Here is a 16005-nt window from a genome sequence, read left to right on the forward strand (position 1 = left end):
CTACAAATCATGTTGATTTGTATTACAAAAATTCACCGGAAGAATATGATGACACACGTTACAGGCAAGGCAGCGCTGCTGGCGCTGAGCATGATCTCGGCTTCAGCATTCGCATCACACTGGAGCTACGAAGGGGAAGGTTCACCGGAACACTGGAGTGAGCTGGACGGGGCATACAAGACCTGTCAAAGCGGAATGAACCAGTCTCCCATTAATATTGATTCCACCACTAACGCCCATCTCTCCCCGCTACAAACCCACTACGTTGATGGCCCTGTTACGCTGACGAACAATGGTCACACCATTCAGGCCACTGAACAGGCGAACACCCGAGATACCCTTATTCTTGATAAGCAAACCTGGACGTTACAGCAGTTCCATTTCCACGCGCCGAGCGAAAACACCGTGCATGGCAAGAGGTACGCGATGGAAATGCATCTGGTTCATAAAAATGCCGGCGGGGAACTGACGGTGGTGGCGGTCATGTTTGATAAAGGGGCCGTAAACCCGGAGCTTGAAAAGCTATGGCGCGTTATGCCTCAGCAGGCCGAGCAGAACGTCTCCATCAAACAGGATCTCAACCTGAACAAACTGCTGCCGAAAGATAAAACGTACTGGCGCTTTAGCGGTTCACTGACCACCCCACCGTGTTCAGAAGGCGTCACCTGGATTGTGCTTAAACAGCCCCTGACGGTTTCTGCAGAACAGCTGGCCAGATTCACCCAGACGATGCATCACGATAATAACCGTCCGGTACAGTCGCTGCATGGGCGCGTCGTGGTCGAATAACACACATTTTTCGCATGATGATCATGTTCTAAAATGCGACGCAGATCGCAAAGAAGTAGGGAAATCTGCTGCTAAAAACAGCAGATTATCCCGCTTCACCTGGGCATTTATTCAGAAATGATGAGAAGTTACGGGAAATTGTAAGCGCCCATAAAATAACCATTATCATATAACTTAATGATTTAAATAATGAATAATTTTGAACTGAAAGATTGGGCGGCGATTCCTTGATCTACAACAGTGGATTGTTCAAAGTTTGGCCTTTCATCTCGTGCAAAAAATGCGTAATATACGCCGCCTTGCAGTCACAGTATGGTCATTTCTTAACTCATGCGCATCGGACACCACCAGCTTAGAAATCGCCTGATCGCAGCCCCTATGGCAGGTATTACAGACCGGCCGTTCAGGACGCTGTGCTATGAGATGGGAGCCGGTTTAACCGTATCCGAGATGATGTCGTCTAACCCGCAGGTTTGGGAAAGCGATAAATCCCGCCTTCGGATGGTGCACGTTGATGAACCAGGTATTCGCACCGTGCAAATTGCCGGAAGCGTGCCTGAAGAGATGGCAGATGCCGCGCGGATTAACGTGGAAAGTGGTGCCCAGATTATTGATATCAATATGGGGTGCCCGGCCAAAAAGGTGAATCGCAAGCTTGCAGGTTCAGCCCTTCTGCAATACCCCGACCAGGTGAAAGCTATCCTGACGGCGGTTGTCAGCGCGGTGGACGTTCCTGTTACGTTGAAGATTCGCACGGGTTGGTCGCCGGAACACCGTAACTGTGTAGAGATTGCCCAACTGGCCGAAGACTGTGGCATTCAGGCCCTGACCATCCATGGACGCACTCGCGCCTGTTTGTTCAACGGTGAAGCTGAATACGACAGCATTCGGGCAGTTAAGCAGAAAGTTTCCATTCCGATTATCGCGAATGGCGACATAACTGACCCGCTTAAAGCCAGGGCTGTACTCGACTATACGGGAGCTGATGCTCTGATGATAGGACGTGCAGCTCAGGGAAGACCCTGGATCTTCCGGGAAATCCAGCATTATCTGGACACTGGGGAGCTGCTTGCCCCGCTGCCTCTGGCAGAGGTTAAGCGCTTGCTTTGCTCGCATGTTCGGGAACTGCATGACCACTACGGTCAGGCAAAAGGGTACCGAATTGCGCGTAAACACGTCTCCTGGTATCTCCAGGAGCACGCTCCAGATGACCAGTTTCGGCGCACATTCAACGCCATAGAGGATGCCAGCGTACAGCTGGAGGCGTTGGAGGCATACTTCGAAAATCTTGCGTAATGAAATAAAGAGCTGACAGAACTATGTTCGAACAACGCGTAAATTCTGACGTACTGACCGTTTCTACCGTTAACTCTCAGGACCAGGTAACTCAAAAGCCCCTGCGTGACTCGGTTAAACAGGCACTGAAGAACTATTTTGCTCAACTGAACGGTCAGGATGTTAATGACCTGTATGAGCTGGTACTGGCTGAAGTTGAACAGCCACTGTTGGACATGGTGATGCAATACACCCGCGGTAACCAAACCCGCGCTGCGCTGATGATGGGTATCAACCGTGGTACTCTGCGTAAGAAACTGAAAAAATACGGCATGAACTGATACTAATCAGTTAAATGCTTGTTTAAAAAGGCGCTCTTCGGCATGGGGAAGCGCCTTTTTTATTATCTGTGCCTCTCCGTCAACGCATTGTAAACCTTCGCGTCTCCCGCTTTTCAACCCCGGTTTTTCGTGTATATTTCCCCCACCTTACTGGCGATTTTCTCGCGGAATGACACAATGATTCGTAAATACTGGTGGCTGGTTGTCTTTGCAATCTCCGTTCTCATTTTCGATGCACTCCTGATGCAGTGGATTGAACTGATGAGTACCGAAACCGATAAGTGTCGCAATATGAACTCCGTGAATCCCCTTAAACTCGTTAACTGCTCAGAGCTCGACTAAGCGCCAGATTGCGCAAATCACCTGTTATTACCCACTAAAAACGGGGATTTAAATCCCTTTGAGCCATTACCTGACGGTGATAATGTCTCGCCCTTCTCAACCGCTCTAGCGTAACCCCACACTCGAGTAGAACCGTCCATGCTGGTCAGCCAATACAACCCTATCCTTGTCGTCCTCTCCTTTGTTGTTGCCATCCTTGCTGCGTATACCGCGCTGAACATGGCTGCACGCGTCGCCGGGAGTCATGGCGTCGCTGCCCGCATCTGGCTTGCTGGCGGCGGTATTGCTATGGGCATCGGCGTGTGGGCCATGCATTTTATCGGCATGCTGGCGATGGACCTCTCCATGAGCATGAGCTACAACGCCACCCTGACGGTGTTATCTATGGCCATCGCCGTGGGTTCGTCGCTGTTTGCGCTATGGCTTGTGAGCTGCGAGCAACTACGCCTGCGCCGACTGCTGCCCGGCGCGCTGGTGATGGGGAGCGGTATTGTTGCTATGCATTACACCGGCATGGCGGCGCTGGAAGTGATGCCCGGGATTATCTGGAACAAGATGTGGGTGGCCATTTCGGTCGTGATTGCGCTTGCCGCTTCGCTCGCGGCATTATGGCTGACCTTCCGCCTGCGTCGCGAAGCCGCGCAGGTCGTGCTGATGCGCATGGGTGCCGCCATCACGATGGGTATTGCCATTGCCGGCATGCACTATGCCGGGATGAAAGCGGCGCAGTTTCCAATGTCCACAATGGTTCACCATGAGGGGATTAACGGGAGCTGGCTGGCGGTGCTGGTCAGCGTCGTCGCGCTCTCTATTCTTGGGATCACCCTGCTGGTTTCGATGCTGGATGCCCTCCTTCAGGCACGCACCGCCCTTCTGGCCTCGTCGCTGGCAGAAGCTAACCGGGAACTCGCTCAACTGGCGCTACACGATACCCTGACGCGCCTGCCCAACCGTATCCTGCTGGAAGACAGACTCGATCAGGCCATCAGCAAAGCCGATCGTGAAGGAAACCACTTTGCCCTGATGTTCATGGATCTTGACGGCTTCAAAGCCATAAATGATGCCTACGGCCATGATGTCGGTGACAGGCTGCTGGTCGCCGTTACGCAGCGTCTGCTGCTGCTTCTGAAAGGCCAGTTCACCCTTGCACGTATCGGCGGTGATGAGTTTGTTCTGCTGGCAGAGGGAGAAGGTCCGGACGACGCGGCATCGCTGGCGAATTCGCTGGTGCGCGCGATCGATAGCCCGTTCAATCTCAGCCCCTATGAACTGGTGGTGACCCTCAGCATAGGTATTGCGCTGTACCCTCACGACGGAAAAACCGAGCGTGAGCTGATGTTTAACGCCGATGCGGCGATGTATCACACGAAGCATATGGGCCGTAACGGTTACCACTTTTTCCAGCCCTCCATGAACACCCTGGCGCAGACCCATCTCCAGTTAATGAACGATCTGTGGATGGCGATCGATCGCAATGAGCTGCGCCTGCTGTATCAGCCAAAATTTCACGCCCCGGCGGGCCCGGTCCTCGGATTCGAGGCGTTATTGCGCTGGCAGCATCCTAAGCAGGGGTTACTGACGCCGGACCTTTTTCTGCCGCTGGCGGAAAAAACGGGGCTAATCGTCCCCATTGGCAACTGGGTGATTAATGAAGCCTGTCGCCAGCTGCGGGAATGGCATCTTCAGGGACATCAAAGCTGGTCAATGGCGGTAAACCTGTCGACACTGCAGTTTGAACAACCTTCGCTGGTTAAAACGGTTCTCGACTGCTTGGCACTTCATCAGGTGCCACCGGAAATGTTGATCCTCGAAGTGACGGAAACCACGGCGATGAGCAACCCGGATGAGAGCGTACGGGTGCTGACAGAGCTGACGAATGCGGGGGTGAAGGCCTCCATTGATGATTTTGGCACCGGATATTCGAGCCTGCTGTACCTCAAGCGCTTACCGGCCTGCGAGCTAAAAATCGACAGGGCGTTTGTGCAAGAGCTCAGCGGCGAGAGCGAGGATGCCACTATTGTCTCAGCGATTGTGGCCCTCGCTAAAACACTTAACCTGAAAGTCGTGGCTGAAGGTGTGGAAACCGAAGCGCAGCAAGCCTTTTTGACCGAGCTGGGCTGTAACACCCTTCAGGGTTATCTGCTAGGTAAACCCGTCAGCGCGCAGACCATAGAAGCACTTTGTGCCCGCGGGGAAATGTTACCTGGCGCTGAGCAGTAACCGCCCTCATCTGGCGACACGCGAATAACCGGGAGTGTCGCCAGTATGCTATCGACCAGAGCGGGAGCCTGCTGATGAAGATTAAAACTGTCGTTATTCATTAACCAGTTTTTAATTATTCCGCTAAAAAAACCGTGGAATACAATTAAGGTGAGATCAACATTCACCTGTGGCGAAATGATGTTCCGCGAAATACAGGTTTCAAGCGCGGCACGTAGCGTATCATCGTTAAGCCCGATACGCGTTCTGATTTCGCGCTCTGAAATCATATCGCTGCTAAATTCACACTTATGATACAGAATTTGTAAAAGCGCACATTGCCGGGGTTCATTGGCAATATACTGCAGCGCAGTAATAAATTGCTCACGAAGTTTTAACAATGGATCGTCACTATCGGAAAGCGAAAGCCTGTCGTGAATCATATCGCGAAGCGGTAATTGTTGTTCCCAGATGGCATTAAATATTTCAGATTTACTGGTGAAGTGCCAGTAGATCGCGCCGCGCGTCACCTTAGCGGCATCAGCGATATCCGTCAGCGTCGTGCTGGCTACGCCACGCGTGGCAAACTGTCCGATAGCCGCCTCAATCAGCTGCTGCCGGGTTTGTTGAGCCTCTTCTTTCTTTTTACGCGCCATAGGCAACTACTCGTTACTCACAAGGGTTAAAGGTCATATTGCGTTCATGCAAATGTAAGTATTCACTAAAAATCGTTTTAATTTTGCACAAAAAAAGTCACACCTCTGGATTTATAATTAATACAAATAAGTCCAATCAATTAAATTGACGGAGTGAATAATTATAAAATATTAAACTCATTTATCTAATTAACATACCTGAACTATATCCCAGAATGGAGCCGGTCTTATTCTGATTTTCGTCTACAAGCCTGATGATTCGCACTTATAAATTAAAAAACATTAAATACCCTCATTATTATACGCAGCTACATTTTATTTTTATCCCTCTGCCCCTGCTACCGATTCGCAGCATATATCGGTTAATGGGTATTTAAAGGAACAGTAATGACGAATCATTTCAGACGCTTGCCCTTATCCGGTTTCATTGTCTGCGCGGTACTGCTCACTGGATGCGATGATCAGGAAAATCAACAACAGCATCTGCAGGCGCCTCAGGTCAGCGTGCATATTGTGAAAAGCGCGCCTCTGGCTGTCACCACTGAACTCCCGGGCAGAACAGATGCATTTCGCGTTGCGGAGGTTCGTCCTCAGGTTAGCGGCATTATCCTGCGCCGTAACTTCGCGGAGGGTAGCGATGTAAAAGCGGGCGAGTCACTTTACCAGATTGATCCTGCGCCCTATCAGGCCACCTATGACAGCGCGAAGGGTGAGCTGGCGAAGGCTCAGGCGGCGGCCAATATTGCGCACCTGACGGTGAAACGTTATCTCCCGCTGGTAGGCACCCAGTATGTCAGTAAGCAGGAGTATGACCAGGCCGTGGCGACGGCTCAGCAGGCAGATGCCAGCGTGGTTGCCTCAAAAGCGGGTGTTGAAAGCGCACGTATCAACCTTGCCTACACCAAAGTGACCTCTCCGGTTGATGGTCGTATCGGAAAATCCAGCGTGACAGAAGGGGCGCTGGTGACGAACGGGCAAGCCGCAGCGCTGGCAACGGTTCAGCTGCTCGATCCGATTTATGTTGATGTCACCCAGTCCAGTAATGATTTTATGCGCCTGAAACAGACGAGCCTGCAAAAAGGGGATATCGCCAGCAACGTTGAGCTGCTGATGGAGAACGAGCAGCCCTACCCGCTAAAAGGCACATTGCAGTTCTCTGACGTCACGGTCGATGAAAGTACCGGCTCGATTACCCTGCGCGCCATTTTCCGGAACCCTCAGCATCTGTTGTTACCCGGCATGTTCGTTCGCGCCCGCATTGATGAGGGCACCCAGCCGGATGCGATTCTGGTACCACAGCAGGGCGTAACCCGTACACCGCGAGGCGATGCAACCGTGCTGGTGGTGAACGATAAAAACCAGGTTGAGCCGCGAACCGTCGTGGCCCCTCAGGCAATTGGCGATCGCTGGCTGGTGACGGAAGGGCTGAAAAACGGTGACCGCGTGATTGTCAGCGGGCTACAGAAAGTCAGGCCGGGGGTAACCGTCGTCGCCACGCCGGATATCACCACGACGCCAGCCGGTTAAGGGACGACGACATGGCTAATTTCTTTATTCAGAGACCGGTTTTCGCCTGGGTGCTTGCTATCATTTTGATGATTGCAGGCGGGCTGGCCATTCTCAAACTTCCCGTCGCACAGTATCCGACCATTGCTCCTCCCGCCGTGGCGATATCCGCGACCTACCCGGGCGCTGACGCTCAAACGGTGCAGGATACCGTGACCCAGGTTATCGAACAGAACATGAACGGCATCGATAATCTGATGTATATGTCCTCCACCAGCGATTCAGCGGGTAACGTCACCATCACCCTGACCTTCGAGTCAGGAACCGATCCGGATATCGCCCAGGTACAGGTGCAGAACAAGCTGCAGCTCGCCATGCCGCTACTGCCGCAAGAGGTACAGCAGCAAGGGATTGGCGTGGAGAAATCCAGCAGCAGCTTCCTGCTGGTCGCCGGCTTTGTTTCAGACAACAAGAATCTCACGCAGAATGACATCTCTGACTATGTCGCTTCGAACGTCAAAGATGCCATCAGCCGAACGTCTGGCGTCGGTGACGTTCAGCTGTTTGGCGCTCAGTATGCGATGCGCATTTGGCTCGACAGCAACGCGATGAACAAATACCAGCTGACGCCGCAGGATATTATCAACCAGTTGAAAACGCAGAACGACCAGATAGCTGCAGGCCAGCTGGGCGGAACGCCGTCCATCCCCGGGCAGCAGCTCAATGCCTCAATCATCGCGCAAACCCGCCTGAAATCACCGGAGGAGTTTGGTCGCGTGACGCTCAAGGTGAACCAGGACGGCTCGATGGTTCATCTGAAGGACGTGGCTCGCATTGAGCTGGGTGGCGAAAACTACAACATGGTCACTAAAATAAACGGGCAGGCGGCAACCGGCCTGGGGATTAAGTTGGCAACCGGGGCAAATGCGCTGGACACCGCGGCAGCCATTAAGAGCAAGCTGGCGCAACTGCAGCAGTTCTTCCCGCAGGGGCTGAAAGTGGTCTATCCCTATGACACCACGCCTTTTGTGAAAATCTCCATCCACGAAGTGGTGAAGACCCTGTTTGAAGCGATCGTTCTCGTCTTCCTGGTCATGTACCTGTTTCTGCAAAACCTGCGGGCAACGCTCATCCCGACTATCGCTGTACCGGTCGTTCTGCTGGGTACCTTTGCGATTCTGGCGGCGTTCGGTTTTTCCATTAATACCCTGACGATGTTCGGCATGGTGCTGGCGATTGGTCTGCTGGTCGATGACGCTATCGTGGTAGTTGAGAACGTCGAGCGCGTCATGGTCGAGGACAAACTGCCGCCAAAAGAGGCCACACAGAAGTCTATGGAGCAGATCCAGGGCGCACTGGTGGGGATCGCCATGGTGCTCTCGGCGGTCTTTATTCCGATGGCCTTTTTTGGCGGCTCGACGGGGGCGATCTATCGCCAGTTCTCGCTGACTATCGTTTCCGCGATGGCGTTGTCCGTACTGGTTGCGCTAATCCTGACGCCCGCCCTCTGCGCAACGTTGCTTAAGCCCGTATCCGGCGACCATCATGAGAAAAAAGGGGGCTTTTTCGGCTGGTTTAATGCGCTCTTTGATAAAAGCGTGGAGCACTACAGCAACAGCGTGAGCGGTATTTTGCGTAAGGCAGGGCGCTATCTGGCGGTGTACGTCATTATCGTCGGTGGGATGACGGTGCTCTTCCTGCGCTTGCCCACCTCCTTCCTGCCCGAAGAGGATCAGGGGGTGTTTATGACGATGGTTCAACTCCCGGCGGGTGCAACCCAGACGCGTACTCAACAGGTGCTCGATCAGGTTCAGGACTACTATCTGAACAACGAAAAGGCGAACGTGGAATCCGTCTTTACCGTTAACGGCTTTAGCTTTAGCGGCCAGGGCCAGAACTCCGGTATAGCCTTCGTCAGCCTGAAGCCCTGGGAGGAGCGCCCGGGGGCGGAAAACGGCGTTGAAGCCATTGTGGGTCGCGCGACGAAAGCCTTCAGTCAAATTAAAGATGGCCTCGTGCTCCCGTTTAACCTGCCAGCAATCATCGAACTGGGTACCGCCACGGGCTTCGATTTTGAATTGATCGATCAGGCCAACCTGGGGCATACCCAGCTGACGCAGGCGCGTAACCAACTGCTCAGCATGGTGCATGAGCACCCTGACCTGCTGGTTCGCGTGCGCCCTAACGGCCTTGAAGATACGCCTCAGTTCAAGCTGGATGTCGATCAGGAGAAAGCGCAAGCGCTGGGCGTCAGCCTTTCTGACGTGAACCAGACGATTTCGACGGCCTTAGGGGGCACCTATGTTAACGACTTTATCGATCATGGGCGCGTGAAAAAGGTCTACGTCCAGGCCGACGCAAAATTCCGTATGTTGCCGGGAGATATTAATAACCTTTACGTGCGCAGCGCGAATGGGGAAATGGTCCCGTTTTCAGCCTTCAGCAACGCTCGCTGGGTCTATGGTTCACCTCGTCTGGAGCGCTATAACGGGATGCCCTCTATGGAGATCCTGGGTGAATCCGCTCCGGGTAAAAGTACCGGTGAAGCCATGGTTATGATGGAAAATCTCGCGGCAAAACTGCCTTCCGGCATCGGCTATGACTGGACAGGGATGTCGTATCAGGAGCGCCTCTCGGGTAACCAGGCGCCTGCCCTGTACGCCATTTCACTGATCGTGGTATTCCTGTGCCTGGCTGCGCTGTATGAAAGCTGGTCCATTCCGTTCTCCGTTTTGCTGGTTGTGCCGCTGGGGGTCATTGGGGCTCTTCTCGCAGCGTCGCTGCGCGGGTTAAACAACGACGTCTATTTCCAGGTCGGCCTGCTGACGACGATTGGTTTATCGGCGAAAAACGCCATCCTGATCGTCGAATTTGCTAAAGACCTGATGGATAAAGAAGGTAAAGGCATTATTGAAGCCACTCTGGAAGCTTCCAGGATGCGCCTTCGACCGATCCTGATGACGTCCCTGGCCTTTATCCTTGGCGTCATGCCGCTGGTGATCAGCTCGGGGGCCGGGAGCGGCGCGCAAAACGCCGTCGGTACGGGCGTTATGGGGGGAATGCTTTCCGCAACGCTTCTGGCGATATTCTTCGTGCCCGTTTTCTTTGTGGTTGTTCGGCGAAGGTTTACTCACCCTAAAGATTAATGTTTCCCTGAAAAGGCACCTCTGGTGCCTTTTTTATTTTTAACATAAACAACGAATTAGGTTTTACAGAAAGACAGTATTAAGAATACGATGATTTGCATTAAGTAAAAACTGTCTCTTGCAACTCCATAATGTCTCCATTAATTCTTCCTGAAACCGACTTTTCTCCACGATTTTTACAAACTACATAATTTGAGATTATTCCTCGTGTAACGAGAACTTACCCCGGTGGTAAAATAACCTCCAGTTCGTTAATAGCCCTCCTGGCTATAGGACGGATGAGAAATAATACTGAGGTAACATCATGAAAAGATTCATTTCCGTTGCACTTCTCGCTGCGCTGCTTGCTGGTTGCGCGCACGATTCTCCATGTGTACCGGTTTACGACGACCAGGGCCGACTGGTTCATACCAATACCTGTATGAAAGGCACAACCCAGGATAACTGGGAGACTGCGGGTGCGATCGCGGGTGGTGCTGCCGCAGTAGCGGGTCTGACGCTGGGTATTGTTGCCCTGACGAAGTAACATCTGTTGAGAAAGCGCGGCTCTGGCCGCGCTTTTGCTTTTAATGAGTGCAGTATTTTCAAATAAGTAAAAAAATAGCTCCGTATTTATTCACATAATTAATCTAAGCCTGAAGTCAGTCACAACTTTTTCGCATACTCATTCAAATTACTTATTCTATCGTGATGATTTTCACACATTAATATTATTGAATACCCTGCCAATATTCACGCTGAAAACTATCTCTTCTTTTTCCTGACCCGACTCGCAACTTTTGCTCCAATTTGTGGCACAGGTTGTAATTTCGCACCGTTTCGGGGCGCTCGTTTTATTTAAGCCTGTCTACACTCAGCATTAAGCGTTCACTCGTCTCTTATTTTGTCGAACGCAAAACTGGCATTACGTTTGCTTTATAAACGTTGGCCAAAGCCACAGACAGGTTAAGCGTTTAAAAACGCCTCTATAACGATAAATTTCGCCACACAGGATGCATTATGAAAAAGACGATGATAGCCAGCCTGGCCGCTGCAGGCATGTTGTTTGCCTTAGCCGGTCAAGCCCATGCGGGAACGACACTGGATGCCGTTAAAAAGAAAGGTTTTGTTCAATGCGGTATCAGTGATGGTTTGCCTGGCTTCTCTTATGCCGATGCGAACGGCAAATTTACCGGTATCGATGTGGACGTCTGCCGTGGCGTTGCTGCCGCCGTTTTTGGTGATGACAGCAAAGTAAAATACACTCCGCTGACGGCGAAAGAACGCTTTACGGCGCTGCAGTCCGGCGAGGTCGACATGCTCTCCCGTAATACCACCTGGACGTCCTCACGTGATGCAGGCATGGGGATGTCATTTACGGGCGTGACCTATTATGACGGCATCGGCTTCCTGACCCACAATAAAGCGGGCCTGAAAAGCGCTAAAGAATTGGATGGCGCTACCGTTTGTATCCAGGCGGGCACCGATACCGAGCTGAATGTCGCGGATTATTTCAAAGCAAACAACATGAAATACACCCCGGTGACATTCGACCGCTCGGATGAGTCGGCCAAAGCACTGGAGTCCGGCCGTTGCGACACGCTGGCCTCTGACCAGTCACAGCTGTATGCCTTACGTATTAAGCTGAGCAACCCGGCAGAATGGATTGTTCTGCCTGAAGTGATCTCCAAAGAACCTCTCGGACCGGTGGTCCGTCGTGGCGATGAAGACTGGTTCTCCATTGTTCGCTGGACGCTGTTCGCCATGCTGAACGCAGAAGAGATGGGCATCAACTCGAAAAACGTTGATGAGAAAGCCGCTAAGCCATCCAACCCGGATATGGCACACCTGCTCGGTACAGAAGGTGATTTCGGCAAGGATCTGAAGCTGGATAACAAGTGGGCCTACAACATCATCAAACAGGTGGGCAACTACTCTGAGATCTTTGAGCGCAACGTGGGATCGGAAAGCCCGCTGAAGATCAAACGCGGCCAGAACAATCTCTGGAACAACGGCGGTATTCAGTACGCGCCACCGGTACGTTAAGTCATAGCTGTAACGGGCACTGCTCCGGCAGTGCCCACTCCAGAGTCATGGTTACTGAGGTTTCTTTATGTCCCATCGCCGCTCAGCCGTAAAAGGATCGCTATCCTTTTCTCATCCCGCGGTCCGCGCCTGGCTATTCCAGATTATTGCTATTGTTGCGGTTGTTCTCATCGCCGTGTATCTGATCCATAACACCATCACCAACCTGAATAACCGCGGCATTACCTCCGGTTTTGCGTTTTTAGATCGCAGCGCGGGGTTTGGTATTGTTCAGCACCTTATTGATTACCAGGAAGGTGACACGTACGGACGCGTGTTTGTGGTCGGTTTACTGAATACGCTGTTGGTATCGGCGCTTTGTATCGTCTTCGCGTCGATACTGGGCTTCTTTATTGGCCTGGCGCGTCTTTCTGAAAACTGGCTCCTGCGGAAACTGTCGACCGTTTATATCGAGACGTTCCGTAATATCCCCCCGCTCCTGCAGATCTTCTTCTGGTATTTCGCCGTACTGCGTAACCTTCCCGGTCCCCGTCAGGCCGTCGACGCATTTGAGCTGTTTTTCCTCAGTAACCGAGGGTTATCCATTCCTTCTCCTCAGCCGGGTGAAGGACTGTACGCTTTTATCGGCGCAATTGTGATAGCGCTTGCGCTCTCTGCGGGGGTATTCCGTTTTAACCGCAAGCATCAGGTCAAAACCGGTCAGCTTCGTAGAACCTGGCCCACGGCAGTTGTCCTGATCGTTAGCCTGCCGCTAATTGCGCACTGGCTGTTTGGGGCAGCGCTGCACTGGGATATTCCACATCTGCGGGGCTTTAACTTTCAGGGCGGGATGGTATTAATTCCCGAGCTGGCGGCCCTGACGCTGGCGCTGTCGATTTATACGTCCGCGTTTATCGCAGAGATTATCCGTGCAGGGATCCAGGCCGTTCCCTATGGGCAGCACGAGGCGGCGCGCTCGCTGGGATTACCCCATACCGTAACGCTTCGTCAGGTCATTATTCCGCAGGCTTTACGGGTCATCATTCCCCCCCTGACCAGTCAGTATCTCAATATTGTCAAAAACTCGTCGCTGGCCGCTGCCATTGGTTACCCGGATATGGTGTCACTCTTCGCCGGAACCGTGCTTAACCAGACCGGACAAGCCATCGAAACCATCGCCATCACGATGTCTGTCTATCTGATCATCAGCCTGGTGATTTCACTGCTGATGAACCTTTATAACCGCCGTATAGCACTGGTCGAGCGCTAAGGATCTATGATGACAAAAGCGATACTGTCGCACTCCTCGCGCCCTGCCAACTCGACAGGTGGACGTTTCATTCTCTGGGCGCGTAAGAATCTGTTCTCCAGCTGGAGTAACAGCCTGCTGACGATTGTTTGCCTGTGGCTCATTTGGGAGTTGATTCCTCCCCTGCTGAACTGGGCAATTTTACAGGCCAACTGGGTCGGTTCAACCCGAGCAGACTGCACAAAAGCCGGCGCCTGCTGGGTGTTTATTCATGAGCGCTTCGGTCAGTTCATGTATGGATTGTATCCCCACGAACAGCGCTGGCGGATTAATCTGGCGCTAGTTATCGGCCTGCTTTCTGTCGCAGCCATGTTCTGGAAAAAGCTGCCTCATCGTGGACGCTATATTGCCGGCTGGGCAGTGGTTTATCCGATTATTGTCTGGGTACTGTTGTATGGCGGTTTCCTGGGACTGGAACGCGTTGAAACGCGCCAGTGGGGCGGGCTGACGCTGACGCTGATTATCGCTTCAGTAGGGATAGCCGGTGCGCTACCGTGGGGGATTTTACTGGCACTGGGACGGCGTTCAAAAATGCCGATCGTACGCGTGCTCTCCGTTATCTTCATTGAGTTCTGGCGCGGCGTACCGCTTATCACCGTGTTGTTTATGTCGTCGGTCATGCTGCCGCTGTTTATGGCAGAAGGAACAACCATCGACAAGCTGATCCGTGCCCTGGTGGGGGTGATTCTCTTCCAGTCCGCCTATGTCGCTGAAGTTGTACGTGGTGGTCTGCAGGCGTTGCCTAAAGGCCAGTACGAAGCGGCGGAATCACTGGCTCTCGGTTACTGGAAAACGCAGGGACTGGTCATTCTTCCACAAGCACTCAAGCTGGTCATTCCGGGTCTGGTCAACACGATCATTGCCCTCTTCAAGGATACCAGCCTGGTGATCATTATCGGATTGTTCGATCTCTTTAGCAGCGTGCAACAGGCAACCGTTGACCCCGTCTGGCTGGGCATGTCCACCGAAGGATATGTCTTTGCTGCCCTGATCTACTGGATCTTTTGTTTTAGCATGTCGCGCTACAGCCAGCATCTGGAAAAGCGCTTTAACACCGGGCGTACGCCGCACTGAGGAAATTATGAGCCAAATAACTATGACACCCGCCGACGCGATGATTACGCTGGAAAATGTGAATAAATGGTACGGACAATTTCATGTCCTGAGGGACATTAATCTTAAGGTAAAGCAGGGAGAACGCATCGTCCTTTGCGGCCCTTCGGGCTCCGGAAAATCCACAACCATTCGCTGTATTAATCATCTTGAAGAACATCAGCAAGGACGCATTGTGGTCGATGGTATCGAGCTGAATGAAGATATCCGCAATATCGAACGCGTACGTCAGGAAGTAGGAATGGTATTTCAACACTTTAATCTGTTTCCGCACCTGACCGTTCTGCAGAACTGTACGCTTGCGCCGATTTGGGTACGAAAGATGCCGAAAAAGGAAGCGGAGGCGTTGGCAATGCACTACCTGGAACGTGTACGTATCGCAGAGCATGCCAATAAGTTTCCGGGCCAGATATCAGGTGGCCAACAGCAGCGTGTGGCTATCGCCCGTTCGCTGTGTATGAAACCGAAAATTATGCTGTTTGATGAACCGACATCTGCCCTCGATCCGGAAATGGTGAAAGAGGTTCTGGACACCATGATTGGGCTGGCACAATCCGGCATGACCATGCTCTGTGTGACGCATGAGATGGGGTTTGCGCGAACCGTGGCCGACCGGGTGATCTTTATGGACCGCGGTGAGATTGTTGAGCAGGCACCGCCGGATGAGTTCTTTGCGCATCCAAAGTCAGAACGCACGCGAGCATTCCTGTCACAGGTGATTCATTAGTTGTTTGCTCTGCCGGGTGGAGGCTTCGCCTTACCCGGCCTACCGTTTTTTCGGCGCATAAACGCAAAAAGGCCATCCTTTCGGATGGCCTTCTCACTTATTTAATGTCTGGCAGTTCCCTACTCTCACATGGGGAGACCCCACACTACCATCGGCGCTACGGCGTTTCACTTCTGAGTTCGGCATGGGGTCAGGTGGGACCACCGCGCTAAAGCCGCCAGACAAATTCTTTTACTTCTTGCCGAACTTTAACCTAAGTATAAAGTGGTGCTGATACCCAGAGTCGAACTGGGGACCTCACCCTTACCAAGGGTGCGCTCTACCAACTGAGCCATATCAGCACGCTAAATTTGATGCCTGGCAGTTCCCTACTCTCACATGGGGAGACCCCACACTACCATCGGCGCTACGGCGTTTCACTTCTGAGTTCGGCATGGGGTCAGGTGGGACCACCGCGCTAAAGCCGCCAGGCAAATTCTGTTAATCTGTATCAAAGCTGAAATTTGATTGTCTGTCTCTTCGCCAAAACACCTTCGGCGTTGTAAGGTTAAGCCTCACGGTTCATTAGTATCGGTTAGCTCAACGCATCGCTGCGCTT

13 protein-coding genes, 1 tRNA gene and 2 rRNA genes are annotated in these 16005 nt (G+C 52.4%); 12 read left to right on the forward strand and 4 right to left on the reverse strand.

The features are described 5' to 3' along the window. Nucleotides 1–48 precede the first annotated feature (48 nt). From LA04_RS07005 to LA04_RS07025, 5 genes are all read left to right on the forward strand, one after another. Entirely contained in the window at nt 49–789 is a 741-nt protein-coding gene (locus LA04_RS07005; RefSeq protein ID WP_047650965.1) for a carbonic anhydrase, read from the forward strand. A gap of 330 nt (nt 790–1119) precedes the next feature. Continuing rightward, nucleotides 1120–2085: a tRNA dihydrouridine synthase DusB gene (dusB, locus tag LA04_RS07010; RefSeq protein WP_023309409.1), complete on the forward strand. Its 966-nt coding sequence runs from the start codon at nt 1120–1122 to the stop codon at nt 2083–2085. 23 nt (nt 2086–2108) lie between these two features. Next, the gene (fis, locus tag LA04_RS07015) at nt 2109–2405 is read left to right on the forward strand and encodes a DNA-binding transcriptional regulator Fis (protein ID WP_000462905.1); all 297 of its coding nucleotides are present in this window, start codon (nt 2109–2111) and stop codon (nt 2403–2405) included. Nucleotides 2406–2582: 177 nt separating this feature from the next. Further along, the gene (locus LA04_RS07020; protein WP_008502862.1) at nt 2583–2747 is read left to right on the forward strand and encodes a DUF2556 family protein; all 165 of its coding nucleotides are present in this window, start codon (nt 2583–2585) and stop codon (nt 2745–2747) included. 138 nt (nt 2748–2885) lie between these two features. Then, nucleotides 2886–4967 carry a putative bifunctional diguanylate cyclase/phosphodiesterase gene (locus LA04_RS07025; RefSeq protein ID WP_047650966.1) on the forward strand — a complete coding sequence of 694 codons (2082 nt, stop codon included), beginning with the start codon at nt 2886–2888 and terminating at the stop codon, nt 4965–4967. Here the strand turns inward: LA04_RS07025 and envR are convergent. Beyond that, nucleotides 4883–5602, reverse strand: coding sequence for an acrEF/envCD operon transcriptional regulator (gene envR, locus LA04_RS23420; RefSeq protein ID WP_072015511.1), 720 nt, complete (start codon nt 5600–5602; stop codon nt 4883–4885). The genes LA04_RS07025 and envR overlap by 85 nt on opposite strands. 387 nt (nt 5603–5989) lie before the next feature. Between envR and LA04_RS07030 the strand changes: the two genes are divergently transcribed. The 7 genes from LA04_RS07030 (at nt 5990) to LA04_RS07060 (ending at nt 15407) form a co-directional block, all read left to right on the forward strand. Further along, a complete protein-coding gene (locus LA04_RS07030) occupies nt 5990–7129 on the forward strand; it encodes an efflux RND transporter periplasmic adaptor subunit (protein WP_047650967.1) in 1140 nt (379 codons plus the stop codon). Nucleotides 7130–7140: 11 nt separating this feature from the next. Then, nucleotides 7141–10254: an efflux RND transporter permease subunit gene (locus tag LA04_RS07035; protein WP_047650968.1), complete on the forward strand. Its 3114-nt coding sequence runs from the start codon at nt 7141–7143 to the stop codon at nt 10252–10254. A gap of 304 nt (nt 10255–10558) precedes the next feature. Continuing rightward, complete coding sequence (locus LA04_RS07040; RefSeq protein ID WP_008502867.1) at nt 10559–10780, forward strand: lipoprotein; 222 nt, start codon at nt 10559–10561, stop codon at nt 10778–10780. Nucleotides 10781–11253: 473 nt separating this feature from the next. Next, nucleotides 11254–12279 carry an amino acid ABC transporter substrate-binding protein gene (locus LA04_RS07045; protein ID WP_047650969.1) on the forward strand — a complete coding sequence of 342 codons (1026 nt, stop codon included), beginning with the start codon at nt 11254–11256 and terminating at the stop codon, nt 12277–12279. 67 nt (nt 12280–12346) lie between these two features. Continuing rightward, complete coding sequence (locus LA04_RS07050) at nt 12347–13528, forward strand: amino acid ABC transporter permease (RefSeq protein ID WP_047650970.1); 1182 nt, start codon at nt 12347–12349, stop codon at nt 13526–13528. A 9-nt stretch (nt 13529–13537) separates the two neighbouring features. Continuing rightward, complete coding sequence (locus LA04_RS07055; protein ID WP_047650971.1) at nt 13538–14641, forward strand: amino acid ABC transporter permease; 1104 nt, start codon at nt 13538–13540, stop codon at nt 14639–14641. Between the two features lie 7 nt (nt 14642–14648). Continuing rightward, nucleotides 14649–15407 carry an amino acid ABC transporter ATP-binding protein gene (locus tag LA04_RS07060; RefSeq protein ID WP_023309440.1) on the forward strand — a complete coding sequence of 253 codons (759 nt, stop codon included), beginning with the start codon at nt 14649–14651 and terminating at the stop codon, nt 15405–15407. A gap of 106 nt (nt 15408–15513) precedes the next feature. Here the strand turns inward: LA04_RS07060 and rrf (LA04_RS07065) are convergent. From rrf (LA04_RS07065) to rrf (LA04_RS07075), 3 genes are all read right to left on the reverse strand, one after another. Beyond that, a 5S ribosomal RNA gene (gene rrf / locus LA04_RS07065) occupies nt 15514–15629 on the reverse strand. A 43-nt stretch (nt 15630–15672) separates the two neighbouring features. After that, nucleotides 15673–15748, reverse strand: a tRNA-Thr gene (locus LA04_RS07070). Between the two features lie 14 nt (nt 15749–15762). Next, a 5S ribosomal RNA gene (gene rrf / locus LA04_RS07075) occupies nt 15763–15878 on the reverse strand. Nucleotides 15879–16005: the final 127 nt, after the last annotated feature.

The organism is Enterobacter sp. UCD-UG_FMILLET (genome assembly GCF_000762975.1).
Classification (GTDB): Bacteria; Pseudomonadota; Gammaproteobacteria; order Enterobacterales; family Enterobacteriaceae; genus Enterobacter; species Enterobacter dykesii.

Excerpts from the sequence above, each read along its gene's own strand:
- LA04_RS07005 (WP_047650965.1), top strand. The coding sequence starts at position 49 with ATGACACACGTTACAGGCAAGGCAGCGCTGCTGGCGCTGAGCATGATC.
- dusB (WP_023309409.1), top strand. The coding sequence starts at position 1,120 with ATGCGCATCGGACACCACCAGCTTAGAAATCGCCTGATCGCAGCCCCT.
- fis (WP_000462905.1), top strand. The coding sequence starts at position 2,109 with ATGTTCGAACAACGCGTAAATTCTGACGTACTGACCGTTTCTACCGTT.
- LA04_RS07020 (WP_008502862.1), top strand. The coding sequence starts at position 2,583 with ATGATTCGTAAATACTGGTGGCTGGTTGTCTTTGCAATCTCCGTTCTC.
- LA04_RS07025 (WP_047650966.1), top strand. The coding sequence starts at position 2,886 with ATGCTGGTCAGCCAATACAACCCTATCCTTGTCGTCCTCTCCTTTGTT.
- envR (WP_072015511.1), bottom strand. The coding sequence starts at position 5,602 with ATGGCGCGTAAAAAGAAAGAAGAGGCTCAACAAACCCGGCAGCAGCTG.
- LA04_RS07030 (WP_047650967.1), top strand. The coding sequence starts at position 5,990 with ATGACGAATCATTTCAGACGCTTGCCCTTATCCGGTTTCATTGTCTGC.
- LA04_RS07035 (WP_047650968.1), top strand. The coding sequence starts at position 7,141 with ATGGCTAATTTCTTTATTCAGAGACCGGTTTTCGCCTGGGTGCTTGCT.
- LA04_RS07040 (WP_008502867.1), top strand. The coding sequence starts at position 10,559 with ATGAAAAGATTCATTTCCGTTGCACTTCTCGCTGCGCTGCTTGCTGGT.
- LA04_RS07045 (WP_047650969.1), top strand. The coding sequence starts at position 11,254 with ATGAAAAAGACGATGATAGCCAGCCTGGCCGCTGCAGGCATGTTGTTT.
- LA04_RS07050 (WP_047650970.1), top strand. The coding sequence starts at position 12,347 with ATGTCCCATCGCCGCTCAGCCGTAAAAGGATCGCTATCCTTTTCTCAT.
- LA04_RS07055 (WP_047650971.1), top strand. The coding sequence starts at position 13,538 with ATGACAAAAGCGATACTGTCGCACTCCTCGCGCCCTGCCAACTCGACA.
- LA04_RS07060 (WP_023309440.1), top strand. The coding sequence starts at position 14,649 with ATGAGCCAAATAACTATGACACCCGCCGACGCGATGATTACGCTGGAA.